Source organism: Solimonas fluminis (assembly GCF_002930645.1).
GTDB lineage: Bacteria > Pseudomonadota > Gammaproteobacteria > Nevskiales > Nevskiaceae > Solimonas_A > Solimonas_A fluminis.
In genome coordinates this window covers 697,804-722,874 of sequence record NZ_PSNW01000001.1, presented here as the reverse complement: position 1 = coordinate 722,874, position 25,071 = coordinate 697,804, and the positions used below count along the sequence as shown (strand labels likewise).

The window sequence follows — 25,071 nt, the reverse complement described above, 5'->3', positions numbered from 1 at the left end:
CCTGCAGCGGGAGCGCATCGGATGTACAGGATCGGCATCGACCTCGGCGGCACCAAGATCGAGGGCGTCGTCATGGGCGCCGACTCGTCCATCGTCGCGCGCCGGCGCATCGCGACGCCGGCCGGCGACTACGCGGCCACGGTGGCGGCCTGTGCCGGACTCGTCGCCCGGCTCGAAGGGGAAGTGGGCCGGACCGGCCTGCGCGTCGGCTTCGGCACGCCGGGGGCGATCTCGCGCCGGACCGGCCGCATGAAGAACTGCAACTCCACCTGCCTCAATGGCCAGCCGCTGAAGCAGGACCTGGAACTTGCGCTGGCGCGCGAGGTACGCCTGGCCAACGATGCCGACTGCCTGGCCCTGTCCGAGGCCAGCGACGGCGCGGCGGCCGGTGCGGCCGTGGTGTTCGGCGTGATCCTGGGGACCGGCGTGGGCGGCGGCATCGTCGTCGACGGCAGCCTCCTGTCCGGGCCCAATGCCATTGCCGGCGAGTGGGGCCACAACCCCTTGCCCTGGCCGCGGCCGGAGTGGGACGAGGTTCCGGGGCCGCTGAATTTCGACGGGCGCCATGGCGCGATCGAGAACTGGCTGTCTGGCGTCGGCCTGGCCTGGGATCACGAGCGGGTCGGCGGCGAGCGCCTGTCCGGCGAGGACGTGGCGCGGCGCGCGGAGCAGGGCGATGCCGCCTGCGCTGCCACGCTGTCGCGCTACGAGGACCGGCTGGCGCGGGCCCTGGCGCACGTGATCAACCTGATCGATCCCGACGTGATCGTGCTGGGCGGCGGCGTGTCGAAGCTGGCGCGCCTCTACCGGCACGTGCCGGCGCTATGGGACCCATGGGTGTTCTCGGACCGCGTCGAGACGCGGCTGGTGCCGGCGAGGCATGGGGACAGCAGCGGAGTGCGCGGGGCAGCGTGGCTTTGGCCGGTGGAATCGTCAGGGTTCCATGGCCGTTCGCCCTGAGCTTGTCGAAGGGTGAACGGCGGGTAGCCGCCCCCGGGCCTTGCTTGCATCCGTTCGTGCTTCGACAGGCTCAGCACGAGCGGACGGGCGAGGGCGGTGTTGAATCGCAGCGGGTTGCTTTCCCTCAATCCACCGGCATCGGCCGCTTCTCCATGAAGCTGAGCACGCCGCGCACGACGCGGTACAGCCACCAGACGGCCACGACCAGGTAGACCACGAAGCCCACCAGCACCCACATCAGGATGGTGGCGACCACCAGCCACAGCAGGCCCCACCAGAAGGTGTGGATCAGCCAGCGGTGGTGGCTGCGGATGAATTCGTTCTGCGTCTCGCCGATCTTGAGGTGATCGATGATCACGCCGACGATGGCCGCGGTCCAGAAGGTGAAGGGCGCGACGATGTGCAGGACATAGGCAACCAGCAGGGTGGTGCGCTCCTGCTCGGGGATGGCGTTGTCGACGGGAAGCGGCTCGTTCATCGCAGGGTTCTCGCGTGAGGGGCGGGAAAAGGTAGCGGTCCCTAGCTGCATCGGGGCTGAATCGCGCCGTTCAAGGGCTCGCGTCAAAGGCTCGCGTCAAGGGCTCGCGTCAAGGGCGCATGACCCAGCTGCCGGTGATCTTGAGCCGGTCCGCGGCGATCCGGCGGTACTGCTGGGCGTCCTCGTAGCTGGCGAAGCCGCCGAGCAGCAAGCGGTATCGCGGCCCCGCCGGCGTTTCGCTGGCCAGCACGTCGGTGGCATAGCCCAGCGCGGCGAGCCGCGAGGCTTCACCGGCGGCCTGCTTTTCCGTGCCCACCGACAGCAGCACCAGGCGATAGCGCCCGCCGGACTGCAGCGCGGGAGCGTCGGCCATCTCGGTGAGCGGTACCCAGCCTTCCAGCTTGCCCGGCGGCGTGGCAGCGACGGGCCTGGGCGGCTGTCCGCGCGGCACCACGTAGAAGCTGCGCGGCTGGTCCATGGGCTGCTCGGGATAGCCGGGGCTGGAGACGCTGATGCTGCCTTCGATCAGGCACAGCAGTTCCTGGCTGCTTTCCGAGCGGCCCCAGATGTCGGTGCCGCGGATGCCGGCTGTGACGGTGGGGCCGATGCGGATATCCAGCTCGCGCTTGCGGAACTGCGACAGCGCGCCGGTGGTGAAGCGGAAGGCCCCCCTGGCCAGCTTCAGCACGCCCTTGAGCAGGCCGCTGTCGCTGCCGTCGTCGATCACCTGCAGCGCCGGCATCTCGAACTCGGCGTCCTCGCCGAGCTTGATCGTGCTGCTGTCCTCCAGTTCCAGGTGCAGGCGGCCGCCGGGCCCGGTGGAGAGGCGGTCGCCGGGGAAGACGGCGGCACCAGGGCGCAGCGGTTCGCGCGTGTCGCCGCGCTCGACCCAGACCGGCGGCTGCAGCGTCATGGCGCGAGCCAGTTCCGGTGCCTGCGCCGCGGCCAGGCCGCTGGCCAGCATCATCGTGCAGGCGAGCGCCTGCCATGTCCCCTGCAACCGCATGCGGATGTCCCCCGTCCCTGGTGCGGCCGAGTATAGGCAGGCGGTCGTGCAAAAAGGAAAAGGCAGGCGACGAGCCTGCCTTTTCCTGCAGCGGTACCGGAAATCGGGTCCGGAATCAGCCCTTGTAGGCCTTGATGCCGTTGGCGATTTCCTCGCGCGCGGCGGCGGCGTCGCGCCAGCCGGAGATCTTCACCCACTTGCCCTTCTCCAGCGCCTTGTAGGAGCTGTAGAAGTGGTGAATCTCGTTCTTCAGGCGCTCCGGCACGTCGGCCAGGTCCTTGAGGTGGTCGTAGGCGTTGTTGCTGACCTTGTCCACCGGCACGGCGAGCAGCTTGGCGTCGGTGCCCTTCTCGTCCTCGGTGTCCAGCACGCAGAGCGCGCGGCACTTGACCACGGAGCCGGCCACGATCGGGTGCGGGGTGAGCACCAGCACGTCCACCGGGTCGCCGTCGCCGGCCAGGGTCTTCGGCACGTAGCCGTAGTTGGCCGGGTAGGACATGGCCACGTTCATGAAGCGGTCCACCATCAGCAGGCCGGTGTCCTTGTCCACCTCGTACTTGACCGGCGGGCCATAGGCCGGGATTTCGATGACGACATAAAACTCGTTCGGGGCCTTGTCGCCCGGACCCAGTGCTTCGATGCCCATGTGCTTGATTAACCTCGTTAGTTGCCGGCTGGCGGGGGTGCGAACAAGCCAGGGGCCTGGGACTGCCGGCGCGCCGCCGGCAATCCCAGGCCCCTAGGCTAGAGCCCCATAGTTTAATAAACTGCCGGCAGCCACGCATTTCCACCGGGCAATGTCGCCGGTGGCCGTTTCAACCCCGGCGGGGGATTCCAAGGCGCCGCGGGTTCTACACACAAGAGGCTGAAAACAAGATGAGACTCGTACTGCTGGGTGCGCCCGGCTCGGGCAAGGGCACCCAGGGTGAGAAGCTGGTCGCCCATTTCGGGATTCCCAAGATCTCCACCGGCGATGCCCTGCGTGCTGCCGTCAAGGCCGGCACGGAGCTGGGCAAGAAGGCCAAGGCGACGATGGACGCCGGCGGCCTGGTGGCCAATGAGATCGTGATCGGCATCGTCGAGGAACGTCTCGGCCAGCCGGACGCGCAGAAGGGCTTCATCCTCGACGGCTTCCCGCGCAATACCGCGCAGGCCGAGGTGCTCGACGGCATGCTCAAGCGCCTGGGCCAGCCGGGCATCGACAAGGCCGTGCACCTGCACGTGACCGACGAGGAGATCGTCAAGCGCCTGCTGGATCGCGCGCAGAAGGAAGGCCGCGAGGACGACAAGGAAGACGTCATCCGCAAGCGCATCGAGGTGTACAACGCCGAGACGCGCCCGCTGCTGGACTACTACAGCAAGCAGGGCAAGGTCGTGACCGTGGAAGGCATCGGCAGCCTGGAAGAGATCTTCAACCGCATCCTCGCGGTTACGCGCTGATCGCTGGTTGAAAAAACGGGCCCGCAGATGCGGGCCCGTTCTGTTTTCCGGACCCCTCTCCCTCCGGGAGAGGGCAGGGCGAGGGAAGGCGGTTGGAGAGCGGCGCCCTCTGCTCGCGCGCCCCTCGCCCGCGCTGCGCGCGAGCTCTCCCGAGGGGAGAGGCAAGACGTGAAGCTACAGCTTCAGCAGTTCCTCGCCCGCCACCCGCCGCCGCCAGCCCTGCAGCAGCGGCACCTGGCCGCGGTCGCCTTCCAGCAGCAGCGCCAGCATGTCGGCGCGCGGCGCGATGAAGGTCGGCGGCAGCTTCAGGCCGGTGGCGATGTCCGCCAGCCTCGCCTGCAGGGCCTTGAGCCGTGCCTTCTGCTCCGGCGACAGCTGTTCGTCGGTGGCCAGCACTTCGGCCGGGGCGGCCAGGCCCTGTGCCACCAGCGCGAGCAGGCGCTCGCCATGGCGCTCCAGGGTCTTGGGCGGCAGGACCTGCAGGGCTTCCAGCTGCGCCAGGGTCTGGGGCTTGCGCTCGGCCAGGCGGTAGACCGGCTCGTCGTCCAGGATCCACTTGCGCGGGCGGTTGCGGGCCTGGGCCTCGGTTTCGCGCCAGGCGGTCAGCGCCGCCGCGACCTGCTGCTCGCGCGCCGGCAGGCGCGCCAGGCCCTTCAGGCGCTGCCAGGCTTCCTCCGGCGCGGTGCGGTAGCGCAGCGGGTCGCAGAGGCGAGCACAGTCCTCCTCCAGCCAGGCCAGGCGGCCGGAGGCCACCAGTTCCTCGCGCAGGCGCGGGTAGATCTCGGCCAGGTACTTCACGTCGGCGGCGGCGTAGGCCAGCTCGGCTTCGCTCAGCGGGCGCCGCGCCCAGTCGGTGCGCGACAGGCTCTTGTCCAGGGTCACGCCGCAGAGCTTCTCGATCAGCCCGGCATAGCCGATCTGGTCGCCGTAGCCCAGCAGGGTGGCGGCGATCTGGCTGTCGAACAGCGGGGCCGGCGCGGCACCGGTGAGCTGCACGAAGATCTCGTAGTCCTGGCTGGCGGAGTGCAGCACCTTGGTGATCCGGGGCTGCGCCAGCACGTCCAGCAGCGGCTTCAGGTCCTTGATCGCCAGGGGGTCCACGCAGACGGAGTCCGTCCCGTCGCCGACCTGGATCAGGCAGAGGCGGGCATGGTACGTGTCCACGCGGACGAACTCGGTGTCGATCGCCAGCCAGTCGCGGCCGGCCCAGCCCTGGGCCAGCGCGGCCAGCGGGGCGGGGGTATTGATGAAAGGGGTAGGCATGGGAGTCTTGGGGGATATTCCCATTAGAATACCGGCTTTACGCACCAGACCGCCGACATGCTCGCTTCTGTTTCCGCCGCGACCCTGAAGCTCCTGTTCTTCCGCGCAGGGCCGGAGGACTTTCCCTATGACCCGGGCCGCAGCCTGCTGCTGGGCTGCATCGCCTTCGCGGTGCTGTCCAATGCGGCCCTGCTGAGCTTCCTGCTGCCGCCCGCGGCAGCGCTGGCGGGCGCGGCGGTGAACACGGCCTTCCTGGCCCTGTTCACGCGCTTCAGCCTGGCCACGCGCAAGCTCGACAACCGCTTCCAGCAGACCTTCAACGCCCTGCTGGCCACCACCGCGGTACTGACGCTGTTCATGCTGCCCTTCTTCGCCAAGATCGCGCCGGTGCTGGCCCAGATCGCCGAAATGGTGCAGAAGGACCCTTCGCTGGCCAACAAGCCCGAGATGCTGCCGACGCCGCCGTCCTCGGCGATGAGCGCGCTGATGCTGCTGGGCATCTGGCAGATCGTGGTCATCTGCCGCATCTTCATGCTCGCCGCCGGCGTCTGGACGATGCTGGTATTCGTCGGAATCCTGTTCCTGATGGTCGGCCTGCAGCTCGGCGCCGCCTGATCCCCGCCATGCACATCCATATCCTCGGTATCTGCGGCACCTTCATGGCCGGCATCGCCGCGATTGCGCGCGAGGCGGGCCATACCGTCACCGGCTCCGACGCCAACGCCTGGCCGCCGATGTCCACGCAGCTGGAACAGCTCGGCATCGCCGTGATGCGCGGCTACGAGCCCGACCACCTGATGCCGCGCCCGGACATGGTGGTGGTGGGCAACGTCGTGACGCGCGGCAATCCGGCGATGGAGTACGTGCTCAACGAGGGCCTGCCCTACATCTCCGGCCCGCAGTGGCTGGCGGAGAACGTGCTGCAGGGCCGCCATGTGCTGGCCGTGGCCGGCACGCATGGCAAGACCACCACCACCAGCATCCTGGCCTGGCTGCTGGAGCACGCGGGCCTGGAGCCCGGCTTCCTGGTGGGCGGCGTGCCGATGAACTTCGGCCTGTCGGCGCGCCTGGGCAAGGGCAAGTATTTCGTCATCGAGGCCGACGAGTACGACACGGCCTTCTTCGACAAGCGCAGCAAGTTCGTCCACTACCGGCCGCGCACCTGCATCCTCAACAACCTGGAATTCGACCACGCCGACATCTTCCCGGACCTGGCCGCCATCGAGCGCCAGTTCCATCACCTGGTGCGCACCGTGCCGGGGCAGGGGCGTCTGGTGGTCAACGGGGCCGACGCGGTGCTGGCGCGGGTGCTGGAGCAGGGCTGCTGGAGCGAGCGCGACTGGTTCGACAGCGACCTGGGCTGGCGTGCCGAGCCTACGGCCGAGGGTTTCCGCCTGTTCGTCCGCGGCGCGGACCAGGGTCTGGTCGCCAGCCCGCTGGCCGGCACGCACAACCGTTCCAATACCCTGGCGGCCTTCGCGGCGGCGCACCATGTCGGCGTACCGGTGGCGACCCTGGCCGAGGGCCTGGCGAAGTTCCAGAGCGTCAAGCGGCGCCTGGAACTGGTGGGCGCGGCGCGCGGCGTGAAGGTCTACGATGATTTCGCGCATCACCCCACCGCCATCGCGGTCACGGTGGACGCGCTGCGCCAGCAGCCGGGCGAGGGCCGCATCCTGGCCGTGCTGGAGCCGCGCTCCAATACCATGCGCCTGGGCTCGCATTCCGGCGAACTGGCGCACAGCCTGCAGGCAGCGGACAAGGTCTTCGTCTATGCCCGCCCGGACCTGAAATGGGATGCGGCCGCCGCCTTGCAGGAGGTCGGGCCGCGCCTGAGCGTGCACCACGACCTGGCGCTGCTGATCGGGGCCATCGCCGGCGAAGCGCGGAAGGGCGACCGCGTGCTGGTGATGTCCAACGGCGATTTCGGCGGTATCCACGGCAAGCTGCTGAAAGAGCTGGCAAGCTGAGTTCTGTGCCGGTAGTGCATCCGGCGCCGCCGCCTGCGCGTACCCCCGGTATCCGACCCGCCTGTCCGCCCTGGGCAGCGCGGTTCCGTCGGGTTCACCGGAGGGAACTATGCAGAACAGCGGATTCACCTGGCGCGCCGGCTTGCTGCTGACGGCCATGACAGGCCTGGCGGCCTGCAGCAGCGACGATGAGTTCATTGGCGCGACGCCAGGCGACACCTTCGTGGTCACCTCCAGCGCCGCGGGCCAGCGTGTCCTCAGCTTCAATCGTGCGACACCGGGCTCCGTGCGTACCCAGAGAACCATCACCGGCCTGGCGGGCGGCGAACGCATCGTCGGCGCCGACTTCCGCCCTGCCGACGGAAACCTCTACGCGGTGACCAGCGCGAGCCGCGTCCTGCGCCTCGATCCGGAAACCGGCGTGGCCTCGGCACCCGTCACCCTCAGCGTGACCCTGGACGCCGCTGCCACCGACTTCGGCGTGGATTTCAACCCGGTACCGGACCGCCTGCGCGTGGTCAGCAACACGGGGCAGAATCTGCGCATCAATGTGGCGGACGGCACCACCACGGTCGACGGTACGCTGAAGCCGGATCGCCGCACGGCCACGACGGCAGATGTCTCCGGCATCACGGCCACCGCCTACACCATGAGCTTCAAGGAAGCCTGCCGCACGACGATCTACTACATCAACAGTTCCACCGGTACCTTGCTGACCTCGGCCGATCCCAATGCGGGCACGGTATTCACGGTGGGCAGCCTGGGCCTGGCTGCGCCGGGGGCGGTCAATGGCTTCGACGTGCTCACCGGCACGGCGGTCGATGGGCTTCCGGCCAACAGCGCCGTCGCGGTGCTCGGCATCGGCGGGGTTCCCACCTTCCATACCATCAATCTCGCCACCGGCGCGGCCACCGCCATCGGCCCGGTGGCCGTGAATGCCGGCGAGCAGATCGTGGCGCTGGCCAGCCCGGTGGCGGCTTCCCCGACCAGGCAGGCGCGCGGCGAACTGGTCGCTCTGACGGAGAGCAACAAGCTGGTGAGCTTCAACCGAGGTTCTCCGGCCAAGCTCTGCACCGCGCCGACCGCCGTGACCGGCCTGAACACCGCCGAGAGCGTCGTGGGGATCGACACGCGACCGGCCACCGGCGAGCTCTACGGCCTGACCGACGCGAGCCGCCTGGTGGTGATCGACCCGGATACCGGTGCCGCCACCGAGCGCGTGGTGCTCAGCACGGCCCTGCCGGCGGGCAGTTCCTTCGGCATGGACTTCAATCCGGTGCCGGATCGCCTGCGCGTGGTGGCCGCCAACGGCGTGAACCTGCGCATCGATCCGCGAGCGGGCATCACCCCCAACGTGACGACCGACGAGCCGTTGTCCGGCGCCAGCACGGCCGACGTCACCGCGGTGGCCTACAGCAACAGCCTGCGCAGCGCCGCCGAGAACCTGAACAGCGGCGCCAGCACCACGCTGTTCGGCGTGGACACCCGCCGTGGCCGGCTGGTGCGGATCGGCAGCGATCCCGCCAGCGGCGGCTCCTGCAGGCCGATGGCCCCGGCCGTGCCGGACGCCGGCAACCCGAACTGCGGCGTGGTATCCGACGTCGGGGGAGCGCTCGGCGTGGATCTGGAGGCGGTTTCCGCGATGGAGATCGACGGTGCCAATGGCGCAGCCTGGGTCGTGGGTTCCATCTCCGGCGCGGGCAGCTCCCAGCTCTACCCGGTGAATCTGGCCACCGGCGCGGCAGACCTGAGCGCGACGGCGGCATCCCGCACCATCGGCGGCGGTGAACGGGTGCGTGGCTTGGCCCTGGTGCCTGCGGCGTTGCCGGGGGCATCGGTCACCGTGTTCGCGCTGCTGGAGAACGGCACCGACCTGGTCAGTTTCCTGCCGTCTGCCGCGGGCACGCCCTCGGCACCGGTGGCGATCACCGGCCTGGCCGGCGGCGAGTCGCTGCTCGACATCGACTTCCGCGTGACGGGCAACGCCCAGCGCAACCGCCAGCTGGTCGGCGTCAGCAACCAGAACCGCCTGTACGACATCAACCCCGCGACGGGCGCGGCCAGCAATGGCCGCGTGCTGAAGACGGCGGCGGGCGCGGACGTGACGTTGAGCGGCGGCACGGCCCTGGACTTCAACCCGGTGCCGGACCTGCTGCGCCTGATCACCACCAGCGGCCAGAACCTGCGCATCAACGTGGATGCGGCCAATGGCGTGACGGTCGACAGCCCCATCAGCGGTGCGACCACGGGCTTGATGGCGGCGGCCTACACCAACAGCTTCGTGGGTACCACGGCGACGGCCCTGTACGGCATCGACGCGGCCAGCGGCGCACTGGTGCGGGTGGGCGCCGACCCGGCTACCGGCGGCGCCTGCATGCCGATGGCCCCGGCCATGCCGGACGCCGGCAACCCGAACTGCGGCGTGGTCACCACGGTGGGTCCGCTGGGCGTGGTCACGCCGCCGCTGAGCCAGCTGGGCGACATGGACATCGTCGGCGGGCGCAATGGCTACGCCCTGGCGGCGCTGCAGCCCTCGGGTGGTGGTCTGTCGACCCTGGTGCGCGTCAACCTCGGCACCGGCGCGGCAAGCTCGCTCGGCAACGTCGCCACCGGCGGCGCGGCGGTGCGCAGCATCGCTTTGCGGGTCCAGTAGGCGGAGCGGCAAGGACGAAGGGGCCGGCGGATGCCGGCCCCTTTTTTTCACCCCGGCGCCCGGCCGCGGACGATCAATCCTCGTCCGGTCCCGGCGAGCCTTCGTCCTGGTCTTCGTCCAGGTCCTGCTCCAGCTTGTCGAGCTTGGCCAGGAAGCGCTTGAGGATGCGTTCGCCCACGCCTTCCTCCACCAGCAGGTGGACGATGGCGTCGCGCAGGGCGTCGGCGTCGAAATGCTCGTGGTTCGGGTCGGTGATCTCGCCGATGTCGCCGATCTGGTCCCAGCCTTCCTCGATGCTGACCACCACGGGCAGGATCGGCGGGTCGAGCTCCACCGACAGGAAGTCGAAACGGTGCGAGTGGCCGTCCCAGGTGACCCACTGCGGTTCGCCGGAGTCCAGGTAGGTGAGGATCGCCTCGGCGCAGACGGCGGCAAACTTCTCGACGTGGCTGTCTTCGATATCCATGGAGAACCGCTTCAGATGACGCCGTGGGCCTGCTGGTCGGCGTGGTAGCTGCTGCGCACCATCGGGCCGCTGGCGACGTGCTTGAAACCCATCTGCTCGCCGATCACGCGCAGGCGCTCGAATTCGGTGGGGTGCACGTAGCGGGCCACCGGCAGGTGGTTGCGCGAGGGCTGCAGGTACTGGCCCAGGGTCAGCATGTCGACGTTGTGGGCGCGCAGGTCGCGCATGACCTGTTCGATCTCCTCGATCTCCTCGCCCAGGCCCAGCATCAGGCCGGACTTGGTCGGCACTTCGGGATGCAGGCCCTTGAAGCGTTCCAGCAGGTCCAGCGACCACTCGTAGTCGGAGCCGGGACGGGCCTGCTTGTAGAGGCGCGGCACGGTCTCGAGGTTGTGGTTGAAGACGTCCGGCGGCGTGTCCTTGAAGATCGCCAGGGCCGGGTCCATGCGGCCGCGGAAATCGGGCACCAGCACCTCGATCTGCAGCGTCGGCGACAGCGCGCGGCTCTCGCGGATGCAGGCGGCGAAGTGGGCGGCGCCGCCGTCCTTGAGGTCGTCGCGGTCGACGCTGGTGATGACCGCGTAGCGCAGGCGCATGTCGCGGATGGTCCGGGCCAGCTTCAGCGGCTCGTCCGGGTCCAGGGGGTTGGGGCGGCCGTGGGCGACATCGCAGAACGGGCAGCGCCGCGTGCAGATGGCGCCCATGATCATGAAGGTGGCCGTGCCCTTGCCGAAGCACTCGCCCAGGTTGGGGCAGCTGGCTTCCTCGCAGACCGTGTGCAGGTCATTGTCGCGCAGGGCCTTCTTGACCCGAGCCACTTCCTCGGACTCGCCCAGCTTGGCGCGGATCCATTCCGGCTTGCGCAGCAGGGTGGTGGAGGCCTCGATCTTGACCGGGATGCGCGCCATCTTGTCGGCGCCGCGCAGCTTCTCGCCCTGGACGATGGGTTTCACTGCGGGGGGAGGCGTGGTGCTCATGGGCGCTCGGGGACGGACCTGAGGCCTATTTTACAGTCCTTTGGGCCGGGGGCGGCCCATCCCGGCGATCCTGGCCCCTTTCAGGCTACGGCAGGTTCTTCCAGGGGCAGTTCCGCCAGCGGCAGGCCCGGGCTGACGCGGCCGCTCACCGCGGCCTGGGCGGCAGCGCAGAGGCTGTCGCGGTCCTGGCCCTGCGGCGCAATCGGCCGGCAGTAGGTCACCTCGGCCACCAGTTCCGGGGTGCGCAGGATGCGCAGGATGTGGCTCACCAGGTCGTCGTCGCCGATGAAGGGGGCGACGGCGGCCCCATCCGGGCCGAGGCCGTAGCGGATCGCCACCGGCTGCACCGGGCAGCCGGCTTCGATGGCGGCACCGAACAGCCGGGGGTGGAAGGGCAGCACGCCGCGGCCGTCGCTGGTGGTGCCCTCGGGGAAGACGGTGATGTTGCCGCCGGCCTGCAGGTGCGGCACCAGCTGGTTCAGCAAGGGGCGGGCGCCGCCCTTGCCGCGGCGGATGTAGAAGGTGCCGGAGGCATTGGCCAGCATGCCGGCGACCGGCCAGTCGCGGACCTCGGATTTGGACAGGAAGTGCGTGGGCTCGCAGGCGCCGATCAGCGGGATGTCGAGCCAGGAGACGTGGTTGGCCACGGTGAAGCGCGCGCCCGTGGCCGGCTGTCCGCTGACGAACAGGCGGATGTTGAGGATCTCCAGCAGCATCCCTGTCCACCAGTGCATCAGGCGCGGGCCGCTGAGGCGGCGCGTCAGGTCGATGCGCACGGCTGCCGCCAGCACCAGGCCCACCGCGAGGTGGATGACCAGGCGCAGGCCGCGCAGCCAGGCGATCGCCGCGTTCATGCGACGGCGCCTCAGGCGTGGCCCGCCGCGAGCGGCGCGGTCTCCTCGGCGCTCTTGCCGAGGAAGTGGCGCGCGTAGCGCGGGTGCAGGTCCGACACGTTCAGCAGCATGAACACGTCGGCGCAGTTGAAGTCCTGGTCCCAGTAGGGCTCGCCGCAAGCCTTGGCGCCCAGGCTGAGGTAGGCCTTGAGCAGCGGCGGCAGCTTCGGCTTCTCGGTGGGACGGGCGTCGGCGGCCGGCAGCGTGACGTAGGGGCGCACGTGCTGGCCGGCGGGGGCCAGGTACTTGCCGCGGATCTGGTCGAGGATCGCGTGCGCGGTGGCGCCGCCGTCCTCCAGGCCGATCGAGGCGCAGCCGAACAGGTAGTCGTAGCCCTCGTTGGTGATGTAGGCGGCGATGCCCTGCCACAGGGTCGCGATCACCGCGCCGCTGCGGTAGTCGGCATCCACGCAGGTGCGGCCGATCTCCATGACGCGGCCCGGCAGGCTGTTGATCATGTCCAGGTCGAACTCGCCGGCCGAGTAGAAGCCGCCGGCCAGGGCCGCGCGCTCGTCGGTGAGGATGCGGGTGCAGGCGATGATGCGGCCGGATTCCAGTTCGCGGACGTACAGATGACGGCAGTACGGATCGTACTGGTCACGGTCGACGCCTTCGGCGCCGCTGTCGATCTGCGCGCCGAGCTCGCCGGCGAAGATGCGATAGCGCAGCTGCTGGGTTTCCAGCACTTCCTCTGCGGTCTCCGCGAAGCCCAGCTCGAAGCGCGGCTTGCGCGGGAGGTCGCCTTCCATGATTGCGGACATTCCGTTCGCTCCTATTTTGACGGAGCGAACTCTATGAACCGCGCGTTGAAGCCGTATTACGGCGTCATGTCAGTTCGGTGACGCTGGAGTCCATTCCGGCGATGCCTCCGGCGCGGTCCATGCCAGACCGTGCAGGCGCGATAGAGAGACCGGGTCGGACAGCAACAAGTTGCGTTCGGCATCGTTCAGGCCGGACGGGCCGCGGGCCAGTGCTTTTTGCACGAGCAGGCCGCGGTGGCGCCGCATCTCCTCCGGCTGCATCTCGCGCGGCATGCCGAAGGCGCAGGACAGGGCGTTGACCAGCGGATCGGTCACCGCCAGGCGGAAATCCGGCGGCTCGGCGCCGTTGCGGCGCAGGCCCGCGCGCAGCCAGCGCAGTTCCCGCGGCGGGAAGGACTCTTCCGGGATCAGGAACAGGCGGCGCTGGCGGAACCAGCGGCCGATGCCGGAGCGCGAGCTCCAGACCGAGACCGGGATCGCGATCACCAGGCTGCCGACCACCGGCAGCAGCCACCACAGGAAGTCCTTGTCCAGGGTGTAGACGTAGGCGCCCCAGCCCAGGCCCAGCAGCGTGCCCAGGCCATGCCGCCTGATGGCCTCGCTCCAGGGCGTGGCGGCATCGTCGCGCGGCGGCGACTTCCACTGCACGGCGAAGCCCAGCAGGGCCCCCAGCACGTAGCGGGTGTGGAACAGCATGCGCACCGGCGCCAGCACGGCGGAGAACAGCATCTCCAGCAGCAGGCTGGCGCCGAGGCGGCCGGGGCCGCCGTGCAGCTTCAGGTCCTGGCGCCGGAACAGGATCAGCACGGCGCTGAGGATCTTGGGCAGGAACAGCAGGGTCATGGTGGCGCCGAACAGGCGCAGGGCCCATTCCGGATGCCATTCCGGCCAGTTGGGGAACAGCTGGTAGGGCTCGGTGAAGTACTGCGGCTCCACGTGCACGCTCATGGCCAATGCGGCGGTGGACAGGATCAGCAGCAGGAACCACAGCGGCGCCGACAGGTAGGCCATCACGCCGGTCATGAACACCGCGCGGTGCGCCGGGTGCAGGCCCGAGGTGAAGAACAGGCGGAAGTTCTGCAGGTTGCCCTGGCACCAGCGCTGGTCGCGCTTGAGTTCGTCGAGCAGGGCGGGGGGCATTTCCTCGAAGGAGCCCGGCAGGTCGTAGGCGATCCATACCGACCAGCCGGCGCGGCGCATCAGGGCCGCCTCGACGAAGTCGTGCGACATGATCGCGCCCGACAGGGCGCCCTTGCCCGGCAGGCTGCCGAGGGCGCAATGCTTCATGAACGGCGCCACGCGGATGATGGCGTTGTGGCCCCAGTAGTGGCTTTCGCCCAGCTGCCAGAAATGCAGGCCCGAGGTGAACAGCGGGCCGTAGACGCGGGTGGCGAACTGCTGGATGCGCGCATACAGCGTCTCGCGTCCGGCGGCGCGAGGCGCGGTCTGGATGATGCCGGCGCCGGGATTGGCTTCCATCAGCTGCACCAGGCGCCTGAGGCAGTCGCCGGACATCACGCTGTCGGCGTCCAGGATGACCATGTAGCGGTACAGGCTGCCCCAGCGGCGGCACCAGTCGGCGACGTTGCCCGCCTTCTTCTTGATGCGGTGGCGGCGCAGGCGGTAGAAGATGTGGCCGAAGCCGTCCACCTCGCGGCAGAGCCTGAGCCAGGCGTCCAGCTCGGCGACGCGCACGTCGGCCTTGGAGGTGTCGCTGAGGATGTAGAAGTCGAAGTGCTCGCGCACCCCGGCCCGGGCCAGCGAGTCATAGGTGGCGCGCAGGCCGGCGAAGACCCGCACCACGTCCTCGTTGCAGATCGGCACCAGGATCGCCGTGCGCGACTTGGGCGGCAGCGGTGCGTCCGGCGCGGCGCTGGCCGAGATCGCGTACTTGTCGCGGCCCCACAGCAGCACCCAGAAGCCCATCATCGCGGTCCAGAACCCGGCGGAGATCCAGGCGAACAGCACGGCGTAGACCGCCAGCAGCGCCATCTCCAGGTAATGGCGGCCGTGATAGGGCAGCACCGCCATCATGAAGTAGCTGGCGACATAGGTCTGGGCCAGCACCAGGGCCAGCAGCAGCAGGCGGCGGTTGCGGCCGGCATTGCGCCAGGGGGCCTGGGTCACCGGCGAATCCGGCACCAGCGGTTCATCGCGCGACTGCAGGTGCGGCCGCTCGCGGCCGAGGCGGTCGCCCAGCCAGTGCCAGAGGCGCCGCAGCGGGTTGCGGTCCCAGGGGCGCGGCACCATCGAGGCGCGCCGCATCGGCGGCGTCGACACCAGGCGCACGCGGCCCTGGCGGTCATGCTGGAAGGCGTGCTCCAGGGCTTCGTCGCCGCGCCGGGGATGGCCGGCGCCCAGGCGCTGCAGCCGCGCCTCCAGCGAGGCCAGCGACGGAGCGTCCTGCGGCGGGGTTTCGCCGCCCAGGGCCTCGTGCAGCTCGCTGAAGACCGCCGCGGCGTCCGGGGTGGGGTGGCGCCGCAGCAGGGCGTCGGCGCGGGTGCGCAGCAGTTCCGCCTGCGCCGGTTCCAGCGGCAGGCGGGCGAGGTAGTCGTCGACTCGGGCGCGCAGGGGCTCGGCGGAGCTCACGGATCGATCCCGTCCCTACTTCGGCTCGCCGGGCAGGATGTAGCTCCAGGTCTCGGAGAGCGTGTCCTTGTCGTTGCGCAGCACGGCCCGCATCTCCAGGGGTTTCTCCGGGTCCTGGCGCTTGACGCGCAGGCTGATGCGCCAGCCGCCGGTGACGCCGTTGCGGTAGGTCTGGCGCTCCAGCAGTTCGCCGTTGTCGCCCACCCAGATGCCGCCGACCAGCTTGGCGTCGTCCGGCAGGTCCGGCAGGGCACCCCCCTCGAAATCGATATGGAAGCGGACGCTGTCGTCGGGGCCGCGGGTCAGGCCGTGGCCGAAGCGCGATTGCACCACCCGGGCCAGGCCCTCCGGCCGGGTTTCCTTGTTCTTCTGCCAGTGCAGCGTGTACTCCAGGTCCAGCGGCTTGCCCGGCGAGGGCAGCTGTTCCGGCACCCAGTAGGCCACGATGTTGTCGTTGGTCTCGTCGGGCGTCGGAATCTGTACCAGTTCGACCCGTCCGGGCCCCCAGTTGCCCCGGGGTTCCACCCAGGCGCTGGGGCGCTGCTCGTAGTGTGCCTCCAGGTCCTCGTAGCGGCGGAAGTCGCGGTCGCGCTGCATCAGGCCGTAGCCCTTGGGACCGGAGGTGCTGAAGGAGGTGATGAGCAGGCGCCGCGGGTTGGACAGCGGCCGCCACAGCCACTCCTTGTCGGTCTGCACCAGCAGCCCGTCGGAGTCGTGGACCTCGGGGCGGTAGTCGGCGTTCTGGTTCGGCTGGTTCTCGCCGAACAGGTACATGCTGGTCAGGGGCGCCACGCCCAGCTTGCCGACCTCCTCGCGCAGGTAGACGCGGCTCTTCACCTCGATCTGGGTGGTGTCGCCGGGCTTGATGCGGAACTGGTAGGCACCGGACAGGCGCTTGGAATCCAGCAGGGCGTAGATCAGCAGTTCCTGGTCGCCGGCCTTCGGCGCCTGCACCCAGAATTCGTTGAAGTGGGGGAACTCCTCGCCCGACATCAGGCCGGTGTCGACCGCCAGCGCGCGGGCCGACAGGCCATAGCGCTGTCCCTTGCCCAGGGCGCGGAAGTAGCTGGCGCCGAGGAAGACGATCAGCTCGTCCTTGTAGGCCTTGGAGTTCAGCGCGAAGTGCGCGCGGAAGCCGGCGTAGCCCAGGTCCTTGAACTTTGCCCGGTCGACGTTGTTGCGGCCGTAGTCGAAATAGTCCGGGTTGAAGCGGAACGGCGTGACGCCCTGCGCCGTGATCAGGTTGATCTTCACTTCCTGGTTGTAATACAGGCCCGGATGGAAGAACTGCAGCTCGAAGGGCAGCTTGGCCTTGCGCCACAGCGACTGGTCCTGGCGGAAGCGGATGTCGCGGTACTGGTCGTAGCCGAGGTCGGCCAGCTCCTTGGGCAGCCGGGTGTCCGGCTTCTCGTAGGAGCGCTCGGACAGGGCCTGCGCGCGCCGGGTGACGTCATTGAAGCTGAAGGCCTGCGCCGGGCCGGCCAGCGCCAGGGCGAGGAGCATCGTCAGCAGGCAGCGGGACAGGGTCGGCATCAGGGCGGGCGGGCTGGAATGCGGGTTTTGCGCGCGATTCTAAAAGAACGCAGGAGCTTGCAGGGCAAGGCCTTGCTCCGGGCTGAACACGGCCCGGCACGGCAGGGAGCGGTTCACGCCGGCTCCCCGGCGTCCTCGGGGGCGCCGCCGTCGTCGGCGGGCATCAGGCCCTTGAGGCGGTTGACCAGCAGGCAGAACAGGTCGGCGGTCTTCTCGGCGTCGTAGATCGCCGAGTGCGCCTCGCTCTGGTCGTGGCCCAGGCCCGCCACCTGCAGCGAGCGCGCCAGCACGGTCTGGCCGAGCATGGCGCCGGCCAGGGTCACGGTGTCGAAGGCCGAGAAGGGGTGGAAGGGGCTGCGCTTGATGCCGGTGCGGGCGATGGCGGCGTTGAGGAAGCCCAGGTCGAAATGGGCGTTGTGGCCGACCAGGATGGCGCGGGTGCAGCCGTTCTCCGAGACCGCTTGGCGGATCGGCTTGAAGATATGGGCCAGGGCCTCGGCCTCCGGCCGCGCCAGGCGCAGCGGGTTGTCGACCTTGATGCCGTTGATCTCCATCGAGGCCTTTTCCAGGTTGGCTCCCGGGAAGGGGGTCACGTGCGAGAACACGGTCTGGCGGCGCACCAGGTCGCCGTTCTCGTCCACCCCCAGGATCACTGCGGCGATCTCCAGCAGGGCGTCGGTCTGGGCGTTGAATCCGCCGGTCTCCACGTCCACCACCACGGGCAGGAAGCCGCGGAAGCGGTGGCCGAGCTTGGGCGGCCGAGGGGCAGGGGCGGGGGCGGTCTGGTCGTTCAAGGCGGGTTCCGGATGGCGGCGTGCGCGGCCCCTTGGGGCGCGCGGCCCGGTATTTTCCCCGATTCCGGGCCTGCCGTGGGGCCGCGCATGCGGGCCGCCGGCGTTTCAGGCAAAATCCGCGCGCTTTTTCCTCTGACCCCGGTTCAAGAAAACCATGAGCAACGTGCGCAAAGTCGCGCTCGCCTATTCAGGCGGGCTGGATACCTCCGTCATCCTCAAGTGGCTGCAGGACACCTACAACTGCGAGGTGGTGACCTTCACCGCCGACATCGGCCAGGGCGAGGAACTGGACCACGTGCGCCCCAAGGCCAAGGCCCTCGGCGTCAAGGAAATCTTCATCGACGACCTGCGCGAGGAGTTCGTGCGGGACTTCGTGTTCCCGATGTTCCGCGCCAACGCGATCTACGAGGGCGAATACCTGCTCGGCACCTCCATCGCCCGTCCGCTGATCGCCAAGCGCCTGATGGAGATCGCCGAGAAGACCGGCTGCGACGCCATCGCCCACGGCGCCACGGGAAAGGGCAACGACCAGGTGCGCTTCGAGCTGGGCGCCTACCACTTCAATCCGAACATCAAGGTCATCGCGCCCTGGCGCGAGTGGGACCTGACCTCCCGCGAGACCCTGCTGGCCTACGCCGCCAAGCACAAGATCCCCATCACCAAGAAGAAGGGCGGCGGCTCGCCCTATTCGATGGACGCCAATGCCCTGCACATCTCCTACGAGGGCGGCGGCCTGGAAGATCCCTGGTGGGTGCCGGATGACTCCATCTGGCGCTGGACCAAGAACCCCGAGGACGCGCCGAACACCCCGGAGATCATCACCATCAAGTTCGAGAAGGGCGATGCGGTGGCCGTCAACGGCAAGCGCATGAAGGCCTACAAGATCCTGGCCACGCTCAACGAACTGGGCGGCAAGCACGGCATCGGCCGCCTCGACATCGTCGAGAACCGCTATGTCGGCATGAAGTCGCGCGGCTGCTACGAGACCCCGGGCGGCACGATCCTGCTCAAGGCCCACCGCGCCATCGAGAGCCTCTGCCTCGACCGCGAGCAGGCCCATCTGAAGGACGAGCTGATGCCGCGCTACGCCAAGCTGATCTACAACGGCTACTGGTTCAGCCCGGAGCGCCTGGCCCTGCAGGCCCTGATCGACAACACCCAGGAGAAGGTCAACGGCGAAGTGCGCCTGAAGCTGTACAAGGGCAACGTCTACAACGCCGGCCGCCGTTCCAAGGACTCCCTGTTCGACGCCCGCGTGGCCACGTTCGAGGACGACAAGGGGGCTTACAACCAGAAGGACGCCGAGGGCTTCATCCGCCTGAACGCGCTGCGTCTGCGTACCGGCGCCAAGCGCGACCGCAAGGCCTGAGGTTGTAAGCCGCGGTGACTCCGCGGCCGTCGATCCCCATGCCTGTTGGCATGGGGCCCCTCGCCGGGCTGCGCACCGCACAACCAGAAGGACGCCGAGGGCTTCATCCGCCTGAACGCGCTGCGTCTGCGTACCGGCGCCAAGCGCGACCGCAAGGCCTGAGGTTGTAAGCCGCGGTGACTCCGCGGCCGTCGATCCCCATGCCTGTTGGCATGGGGCCCCTCGCCGGGCTGCGCACCGCACAACCAGAAGGACGCCGAGGGCTTCATCCGCCTGAACGCGCTGCGTCTGCGTACCGGCGCCAAGCGCGACCGCAAGGCCTGAGGTTGTAAGCCGCGGTGACTCCGCGGCCGTCGATCCCCATGCCTGTTGGCATGGGGCCCCTCGCCGGGCTGCGCACCGCACAACCAGAAGGACGCCGAGGGCTTCATCCGCCTGAACGCGCTGCGTCTGCGTACCGGCGCCAAGCGCGACCGCAAGGCCTGAGGTTGTAAGCCGCGGTGACTCCGCGGCCGTCGATCCCCATGCCTGTTGGCATGGGGCCCCTCGCCGGGCTGCGCACCGCACAACCAGAGGGACGCCGAGGGCTTCAACTGCCTGAACGCGCTGCGTCTGCGTACCGGCGCCAAGCGCGACCGCAAGGCCTGAGGCGCTGCCTGGCTGCATGAAAAAGCCCGCCTTCCGGCGGGCTTTTTCCGTATCGGCGCCGGTGCAGGAGCCCGCTTGCCGGCGACAAGGTCGGCGTCGCCGGCAAGCGGGCTCCTACAGGCTCTTCGCCGGCCTGCCGGGTTTCCCTTGCCTTGCCCAACCCGTCTCCCGGAGGAAGAAGGGAACAGGGCCGATGCTTGCGGGGAATCGGAGAGGAATTTCCTCTTTGTCTGCGCCGGCTCCGATGAACGGGGCGTCCTTCAATTTCCGGGGGCGCCGGTCCAGGCGGGCATGGGGCAACAAAAAACGCGGCGGACCGGAGGCCCGCCGCGTTCGTCGGCCCGCGGGCCGGAATGGACTAGCGCTCGAGCTGGGCCAGCTTGCCCGGCTTGCCGTCCCATTCCTTGGCGTCGGGGGCCATGTCCTTCTTCTCGGTGATCACCGGCCAGATCTTGGTCAGCTCGGCGTTGATCTGCTTGAACTGGGCCTGGTCGGCGGGCAGGTCGTCCTCGGCAAAGATGGCTTCGGCCGGGCATTCCGGCTCGCACAGGGTGCAGTCGATGCACTCCTCGGGGTCGATCACCAGGAAATTGGGGCCTTCGTGGAAACAGTCGACCGGGCAGACTTCCACGCAGTCGGTGTATTTGCACTTGATGCAGTTTTCGGTAACGACGAAGGTCATGGCTTCTACTTCAGGGCGGCTGGGACAATCGGGGGGCGTATTTTAAACGAAACTGCAACGCCCGCGGGGTCGTCCGTCCGGACTGGTCGGCGCGGCCCCCGGGGCGGCCAAAAAAGGGAAGCCCCGCCGGGGGCGGGGCTTCCGGGCACGACGGTGGCGATCAGCGCGGCAGGTAGGCCAGCGCGGCGGCCGGGGTCAGCCCCAGGGCGCCGGCGCAGACGTTGGACGACGCGGCCTGGGCCGCTTCCTGGGCCGTGAAGACCTTCTGGTCGGCCTTGCCTTCGTTGTAGATCACGCTGCCGTTGTCGTAGCTGACGGTCACCGACTGACCGCCCGCGGTCAGCTTGAGGCGGCCGGCCGACAGGCCCGAGGGGGAGACCGTCAGGGGCTCTTCGGTGGCTACGGTGACTTCACCCGAGCAGGTGGTCAGGTCGTAGAAGTAGCTGCCGTTCATCGAGAAGCCTTCGGCGTTGCTGACGAACTTGAAGCGGTCGCTCAGGCTCTTGCCGTAGCGCACCAGTCCGGTCGCGCCGCCGGAGCCGGTCTGGCCGCCGGAGGAGCCGGTCGATTGGGCTTTGAACTTGAAGACGCTGAACAGCTGCTGCTCGGAGCCGCCGGTGATCGACTTGATGTCGAAGCGGTAGAACTGGCTCAGCGTGGCCTTGGAGGTGGCGTTGAAGGACTGGCCGCCTGCCGTGCCGCTGGACTTCACGTCGATGACGTAGTCGAGCGTCTTGCTGTCGGAGTCGCCGATCGAGACGAAGGCCAGACCGCTGGCCGAGCCGCTGGTGATCGGGCCGTTGATGAGCGTCTTGCTGTCGACCGTGATGCCGCCGTTGCTGCCCGAGGACGCCGCGATCACGCAGTTGCTGAAGTCGGCGCCGCCGAGGCTGAACTGGGTGGATGCGGCGCCTTCGAAGGGCACGTTCGGATTGGTGCCGTTGCTGCTGGCGCGATTGGTGAAGGAGCCGCCTTCGGTGCAGGGACCGTCCGTGGCCTTGGCCTCCGCCGCCGCTGCGGGCGCCGCGGGAGCAATGCTGCCGGCCACGGCCGCGGCCTGGGCCGCGAAGCTCGACAGCGACAGGGCCTGCGAGACGGCCGAGGCTGGACCGTTGGTGCCGGAGAAGCTGACCGCATCGCCGGAGCCGCCGGCACCGCCACCGCCGCCGCCACCCGAACCGCCGGGGCCGCCGTCATCGTCGTCGGTGCAGCCCGCCATCATCCCGCTCATCGCCACCATCGCGGCCAGCGCCGTCATGCGCAGCGTCGCCTTTGTCGTGTTGTTCATCAGGTTCTCCGGAAACTGGTCCACCCGGTCTGGGTGCGGGCAAATTTACGGAGACGGTGCCGATCTGTTTCCACCCATATCGGTGGCTCTCCCCCATATCGGGGGCATGCCCCCGATATGGGGGATGACGCGGGAGCCTAGATGTTGCCGCCGCTGATTTCGGCGCGCTGCGGCGGGCGCGGGCGGTACTTCAGATCGAGGCTGTGCGTTTCGTAGCGGCCGCGGCGGCGGTCCTCGAAGAAGAACTTCAGGCTGTGCCAGATCGTGGGAAAGGCGATGTCGTCCCAGGGGATCTCGCCCTCGCTCATCAGCCGTACCTCCGAGCTTTCGGCGGTGGGTCCGAAATGCGTGCCGCGCAGGCGGCCGCGGTGGATCAGGTAGACCTGGCTGACGTAGGGCACGTTGATGACGGCGATCAGTTCCAGCGGCTCGACCTCGGCCTGCGCTTCCTCGCGCGCCTCGCGTGCCGCGCCGTCGCCGCTGGTTTCGCCCAGTTCCATGAAGCCGGCGGGAAAGGTCCACAGGCCCAGGCGCGGTTCGATGTTGCGGCGGCACATCAGCACGCGGCCATCCTCGGCCTCCGGCACGATGCCGACGATGGCCTTGGGGTTGAGGTACTGGATGTTGCCGCAGTGGCCGCAGACGTGGCGCTCGAGATGATCGTCCGGCGGCACGCGCAGGTCCACGCCGTGGCCGCAGACGTTGCAGAACTTGATGACGGGCGTCATCACGGATGCGGGCTGCCGGTGTCGCGCAGGCTGACCTGCTGGCCGCTGGCGACCGGAGGCTCGCCGATGATCAGCACGCGGTCGCCGGGCCGCAGGCTGCGCGCCAGTTCTTCCAGGTCTCGCTCGTGCATGCGCACGCAGCCGTAGCTGCTGGCCTGGCCGATGGAGGAGGGCTCGTTGGTGCCGTGGATGCCGATGGAATCCTGCAGGCGCACGAACCAGGCTCCCAGCGGGTTGCCCGCTCCCGGCGGGACGGCGCTGGGCAGCTTGATGCCGCGCGCGGCATGGTCGCGGCGGATCGTGGCCGTGGGATACCAGGTGGGGCGGTGCGAGATCTGCTCGACGCGGTAGACACCCGGCGGCGTCGGCGTGCGCTCCGTGCCCACCGCCACGGTGTAGCTGACGATCTGCTTGCCGCGCTTGAGCCAGAGCCGGCGCTGGCTGGCGTCCACCAGCACGCGTGCCGGGGAGTGCAGCCAGCCGGCGTAGTCGCTCGCCAGGATCGGGGCCTCGCGCTTGCGTGCCCGCTTCTTCGGAGTCTCGGGTTCCGCCAGGGCCACCGGAGGTTCCGGCGGCGGCGGGGGCGGCTGGGCCTCGATCCGCAGGTGCAGTTCGTCCGGAGCGGCCTCGCTGTGCTGCACGGAGACCTGCACCTCGCGCCATTCCAGCCAGCCGTAGTAGTCCTGCACCAGGGCCCGGGCCTCCTCCAGCAGGGCCTCGTCCAGCGGGCGGCCCTGCAGGCCGGCCAGCGCCGCGTCGAGGTCGGCGCTCTGGATCGGACCCTCGGCGGCGACCCGGGTCAGCGCCGCGGGCGCCTCCTGCTGGGCCACGGCGGCACCGGCCGCGGCGAACAGCAAGGCGGCACCGGCAGACCAGCGTGCCAGGGTCGGTAGGATCGAGGACATGGCCGCAATGCTAGGGCCGTGGCGGCGGAACGTCGAGCCCGGCAGGTTCCGGTCCGGCTGCCCGAAGCTTCTCCGGGGGCGCATCGTCCGTCTGCATGACCCGCATCAATCGCTGGATTTGCAAAGAAAAATGCGGGAACATTCGGCGCACCTGACTAAAGTGTTCTAAATCATTCCTAAAGGGGGAGACATGAAAAGGTCCGCCAGCGCCGCTGCGGTATTGATGGGAATGCTGTTCTCGCTTCCGGCCCTGGCACAGGATCCGGTTGCCGAGGAGGCCCCGGCTGCCGAGTCCGCCGAGGCGGCTCCTGCCGAAGCGCCGGCCGAAGCCGGCGCGGATGCCGCCGCCACCGAGGAAGCCGCACCGGCTGAAGCCCCCGCGGACGCTTCCGCCGAAGCCGCCCCTGCCGATCCCTCCGCCGAAGCCGCTCCCGCGGACGCCAGCGCCGAGTCTGCCCCGGCTGACGCCGCGGCCGCGGACCTGAGCGCCGAAGCCGCCCCGGCCGAGGAAGCCCCGGTGGAAGCCGCCGCCGAGGAAGCCCCGGCGGAAGAGGCCCCGGCCGAGGAGACGGCCAGCGAGGATTCCGGCGAGCCGTTCCATTTCTACCTGGGCGTGGACAAGGCCGAGGTGACGCTGGCGCTGTCGGATGACGCGCTGGAAACCGCCTTCGGCAGCGACGAGCTGGACTCCAGCCTGTTCCGCATCCGCGCCGGCATGCGCCTGCTCGAGGCCGTGGGCCTGGAACTGCAGTACGGCATCGCCGACGACAAGGACGACGAGGCCAAGAAGTTCGAGGTCGGCGAGTACTACGGCATCTTCGTGGTGCCCACCGGCTCGCTGTTCGAGCTGGTGGAGATTTCCGTGCCCATCGGCTACTCCTCGATGAAGGCCGAGAAGGGCGGCGCCAGCGAAACCTTCGACGGCGTGTCCTACGGCGTCAACCTGGAAGTGCCGATCACGCTGAACTCCGAGTGGTTCCCCGATATCCGCGTCGGCGGCGGCGGCCTGGTCTACCGCGCCGACCGCGACTCGCGCGTGTATGGCTACCACTTCGGCGTGCGCCTGGACTTCAAGATCTGAGCGCGCCGCGAGGCGAAACAAAAAGGGCGGCCCTCGGGCCGCCCTTTTTCGTTGCAGCCGGGGTTACTTGGTGACGGTGATCGTGATCTTGGGCGAGGTCAGCGAGGGGTTGTGGGGCTGGTGCTTCCAGTCGCCCAGCACCATCTGCAGGGTGTGCTTGCCGGGCTTGAGGTCCAGCGTGGTCTCGGTCTGGCCGCCGCCGAAATGCTTGATCTGGTCGGTCATCGGCAGGGGCTTGGTCAGGTCCACCGCCGGATCGTCGATCAGCAGGTGGTGATGGCCGGTATTGGCCTGGTTGACGCCCGCCGGGGCCACGCCCATGCCGGCCAGGCCGAAGACGACCTTGACCGGCCCCTTCACCGTGGCGCCGTCCTTGGGTTCGATGAAGTACACCGAGGCACCGGCCGGCGCGGCCTGCGGCAGGCCCAGCTGCTCCTCCGCCTTCTGGCTGGCCTGCTGCTTGGCCATGCCCTTGAGGTCCTTCCAGGTGTCGGCCTGCGCGGGCAGGGCGGCTGCGGCGGTCAGTACGGCGGCGATACAGGCAAGACGCATCGGATTCTCCGTGTAGTGGGGGGATGACAGTGCGGGGA

General features: G+C 69.2%; 23 protein-coding genes. 7 read left to right on the top strand and 16 right to left on the bottom strand.

Annotation, left to right across the window (positions count from 1 at the left end; translation table 11 throughout):
* The first annotated feature begins 21 nt into the window (after window positions 1-21).
* The gene (locus tag C3942_RS03345) at window positions 22-960 is read left to right on the top strand and encodes an ROK family protein (protein ID WP_104228895.1); all 939 of its coding nucleotides are present in this window, start codon (window positions 22-24) and stop codon (window positions 958-960) included.
* Between the two features lie 124 nt (window positions 961-1,084).
* Here C3942_RS03345 and C3942_RS03340 read toward each other — a convergent pair whose 3' ends face one another.
* From C3942_RS03340 to ppa, 3 genes are all read right to left on the bottom strand, one after another.
* A complete protein-coding gene (locus C3942_RS03340; protein ID WP_104228894.1) occupies window positions 1,085-1,438 on the bottom strand; it encodes a DUF4870 family protein in 354 nt (117 codons plus the stop codon).
* Between the two features lie 109 nt (window positions 1,439-1,547).
* Window positions 1,548-2,444 (bottom strand): SPOR domain-containing protein, encoded by an 897-nt coding sequence (locus C3942_RS03335; protein ID WP_104228893.1) that lies wholly within the window; start codon window positions 2,442-2,444, stop codon window positions 1,548-1,550.
* 115 nt (window positions 2,445-2,559) lie between these two features.
* Window positions 2,560-3,090 (bottom strand): inorganic diphosphatase, encoded by a 531-nt coding sequence (gene ppa, locus C3942_RS03330; RefSeq protein WP_104228892.1) that lies wholly within the window; start codon window positions 3,088-3,090, stop codon window positions 2,560-2,562.
* Between the two features lie 230 nt (window positions 3,091-3,320).
* On the opposite strand from ppa, the gene C3942_RS03325 reads away from it, so the two are divergent.
* The gene (locus tag C3942_RS03325) at window positions 3,321-3,884 is read left to right on the top strand and encodes an adenylate kinase (protein ID WP_104228891.1); all 564 of its coding nucleotides are present in this window, start codon (window positions 3,321-3,323) and stop codon (window positions 3,882-3,884) included.
* 174 nt (window positions 3,885-4,058) lie between these two features.
* Here the strand turns inward: C3942_RS03325 and rnd are convergent, their stop codons facing one another.
* Window positions 4,059-5,147 (bottom strand): ribonuclease D, encoded by a 1,089-nt coding sequence (gene rnd / locus C3942_RS03320; RefSeq protein WP_104228890.1) that lies wholly within the window; start codon window positions 5,145-5,147, stop codon window positions 4,059-4,061.
* 57 nt (window positions 5,148-5,204) lie between these two features.
* Between rnd and C3942_RS03315 the strand changes: the two genes are divergently transcribed.
* From C3942_RS03315 to C3942_RS03305, 3 genes are all read left to right on the top strand, one after another.
* Entirely contained in the window at window positions 5,205-5,762 is a 558-nt protein-coding gene (locus C3942_RS03315; RefSeq protein ID WP_104228889.1) for a hypothetical protein, read from the top strand.
* Between the two features lie 8 nt (window positions 5,763-5,770).
* A complete protein-coding gene (gene mpl, locus C3942_RS03310; protein WP_104228888.1) occupies window positions 5,771-7,114 on the top strand; it encodes a UDP-N-acetylmuramate:L-alanyl-gamma-D-glutamyl-meso-diaminopimelate ligase in 1,344 nt (447 codons plus the stop codon).
* A 109-nt stretch (window positions 7,115-7,223) separates the two neighbouring features.
* On the top strand, window positions 7,224-9,767 hold the full coding sequence (locus tag C3942_RS03305; RefSeq protein ID WP_104228887.1) for a DUF4394 domain-containing protein: 2,544 nt from the start codon (window positions 7,224-7,226) through the stop codon (window positions 9,765-9,767).
* A 73-nt stretch (window positions 9,768-9,840) separates the two neighbouring features.
* On the opposite strand, the gene C3942_RS03300 is transcribed toward C3942_RS03305, so the two are convergent.
* The 7 genes from C3942_RS03300 to rnt form a co-directional block, all read right to left on the bottom strand.
* Window positions 9,841-10,233, bottom strand: coding sequence for a hypothetical protein (locus C3942_RS03300; protein ID WP_104228886.1), 393 nt, complete (start codon window positions 10,231-10,233; stop codon window positions 9,841-9,843).
* An 11-nt stretch (window positions 10,234-10,244) separates the two neighbouring features.
* Window positions 10,245-11,210 carry a lipoyl synthase gene (lipA, locus tag C3942_RS03295; protein ID WP_104228885.1) on the bottom strand — a complete coding sequence of 322 codons (966 nt, stop codon included), beginning with the start codon at window positions 11,208-11,210 and terminating at the stop codon, window positions 10,245-10,247.
* Between the two features lie 80 nt (window positions 11,211-11,290).
* A complete protein-coding gene (locus C3942_RS03290) occupies window positions 11,291-12,064 on the bottom strand; it encodes a lysophospholipid acyltransferase family protein (RefSeq protein WP_104228884.1) in 774 nt (257 codons plus the stop codon).
* An 11-nt stretch (window positions 12,065-12,075) separates the two neighbouring features.
* Window positions 12,076-12,864: a GNAT family N-acetyltransferase gene (locus C3942_RS03285; protein WP_104228883.1), complete on the bottom strand. Its 789-nt coding sequence runs from the start codon at window positions 12,862-12,864 to the stop codon at window positions 12,076-12,078.
* Window positions 12,865-12,933: 69 nt separating this feature from the next.
* A complete protein-coding gene (gene mdoH, locus C3942_RS03280) occupies window positions 12,934-15,453 on the bottom strand; it encodes a glucans biosynthesis glucosyltransferase MdoH (RefSeq protein ID WP_104228882.1) in 2,520 nt (839 codons plus the stop codon).
* A 15-nt stretch (window positions 15,454-15,468) separates the two neighbouring features.
* Window positions 15,469-16,986 carry a glucan biosynthesis protein G gene (locus C3942_RS03275; protein ID WP_104228881.1) on the bottom strand — a complete coding sequence of 506 codons (1,518 nt, stop codon included), beginning with the start codon at window positions 16,984-16,986 and terminating at the stop codon, window positions 15,469-15,471.
* A gap of 113 nt (window positions 16,987-17,099) precedes the next feature.
* Window positions 17,100-17,780 carry a ribonuclease T gene (rnt, locus tag C3942_RS03270; RefSeq protein WP_104228880.1) on the bottom strand — a complete coding sequence of 227 codons (681 nt, stop codon included), beginning with the start codon at window positions 17,778-17,780 and terminating at the stop codon, window positions 17,100-17,102.
* Window positions 17,781-17,934: 154 nt separating this feature from the next.
* On the opposite strand from rnt, the gene C3942_RS03265 reads away from it, so the two are divergent.
* Window positions 17,935-19,149, top strand: a complete 1,215-nt coding sequence (locus tag C3942_RS03265; protein WP_104228879.1) for an argininosuccinate synthase — start codon at window positions 17,935-17,937, stop codon at window positions 19,147-19,149.
* A 1,006-nt stretch (window positions 19,150-20,155) separates the two neighbouring features.
* Here C3942_RS03265 and fdxA read toward each other — a convergent pair.
* The 4 genes from fdxA to C3942_RS03245 all read right to left on the bottom strand — a co-directional run bounded on the left by fdxA (window position 20,156) and on the right by C3942_RS03245 (window position 23,400).
* Window positions 20,156-20,479 (bottom strand): ferredoxin FdxA, encoded by a 324-nt coding sequence (gene fdxA / locus C3942_RS03260; RefSeq protein WP_104228878.1) that lies wholly within the window; start codon window positions 20,477-20,479, stop codon window positions 20,156-20,158.
* Window positions 20,480-20,639: 160 nt separating this feature from the next.
* Entirely contained in the window at window positions 20,640-21,767 is a 1,128-nt protein-coding gene (locus C3942_RS03255; RefSeq protein WP_104228877.1) for a hypothetical protein, read from the bottom strand.
* A 137-nt stretch (window positions 21,768-21,904) separates the two neighbouring features.
* On the bottom strand, window positions 21,905-22,495 hold the full coding sequence (locus tag C3942_RS03250) for an NUDIX hydrolase (protein WP_243393501.1): 591 nt from the start codon (window positions 22,493-22,495) through the stop codon (window positions 21,905-21,907).
* Entirely contained in the window at window positions 22,495-23,400 is a 906-nt protein-coding gene (locus C3942_RS03245) for a L,D-transpeptidase (protein ID WP_104228876.1), read from the bottom strand. Before C3942_RS03245 ends, C3942_RS03250 begins: the two co-directional genes overlap by 1 nt.
* 190 nt (window positions 23,401-23,590) lie before the next feature.
* On the opposite strand from C3942_RS03245, the gene C3942_RS03235 reads away from it, so the two are divergent.
* A complete protein-coding gene (locus C3942_RS03235; RefSeq protein WP_133164222.1) occupies window positions 23,591-24,481 on the top strand; it encodes a hypothetical protein in 891 nt (296 codons plus the stop codon).
* Window positions 24,482-24,544: 63 nt separating this feature from the next.
* On the opposite strand, the gene C3942_RS03230 is transcribed toward C3942_RS03235, so the two are convergent.
* Window positions 24,545-24,949: a DUF4399 domain-containing protein gene (locus tag C3942_RS03230; protein ID WP_104229016.1), complete on the bottom strand. Its 405-nt coding sequence runs from the start codon at window positions 24,947-24,949 to the stop codon at window positions 24,545-24,547.
* Window positions 24,950-25,071: the final 122 nt, after the last annotated feature.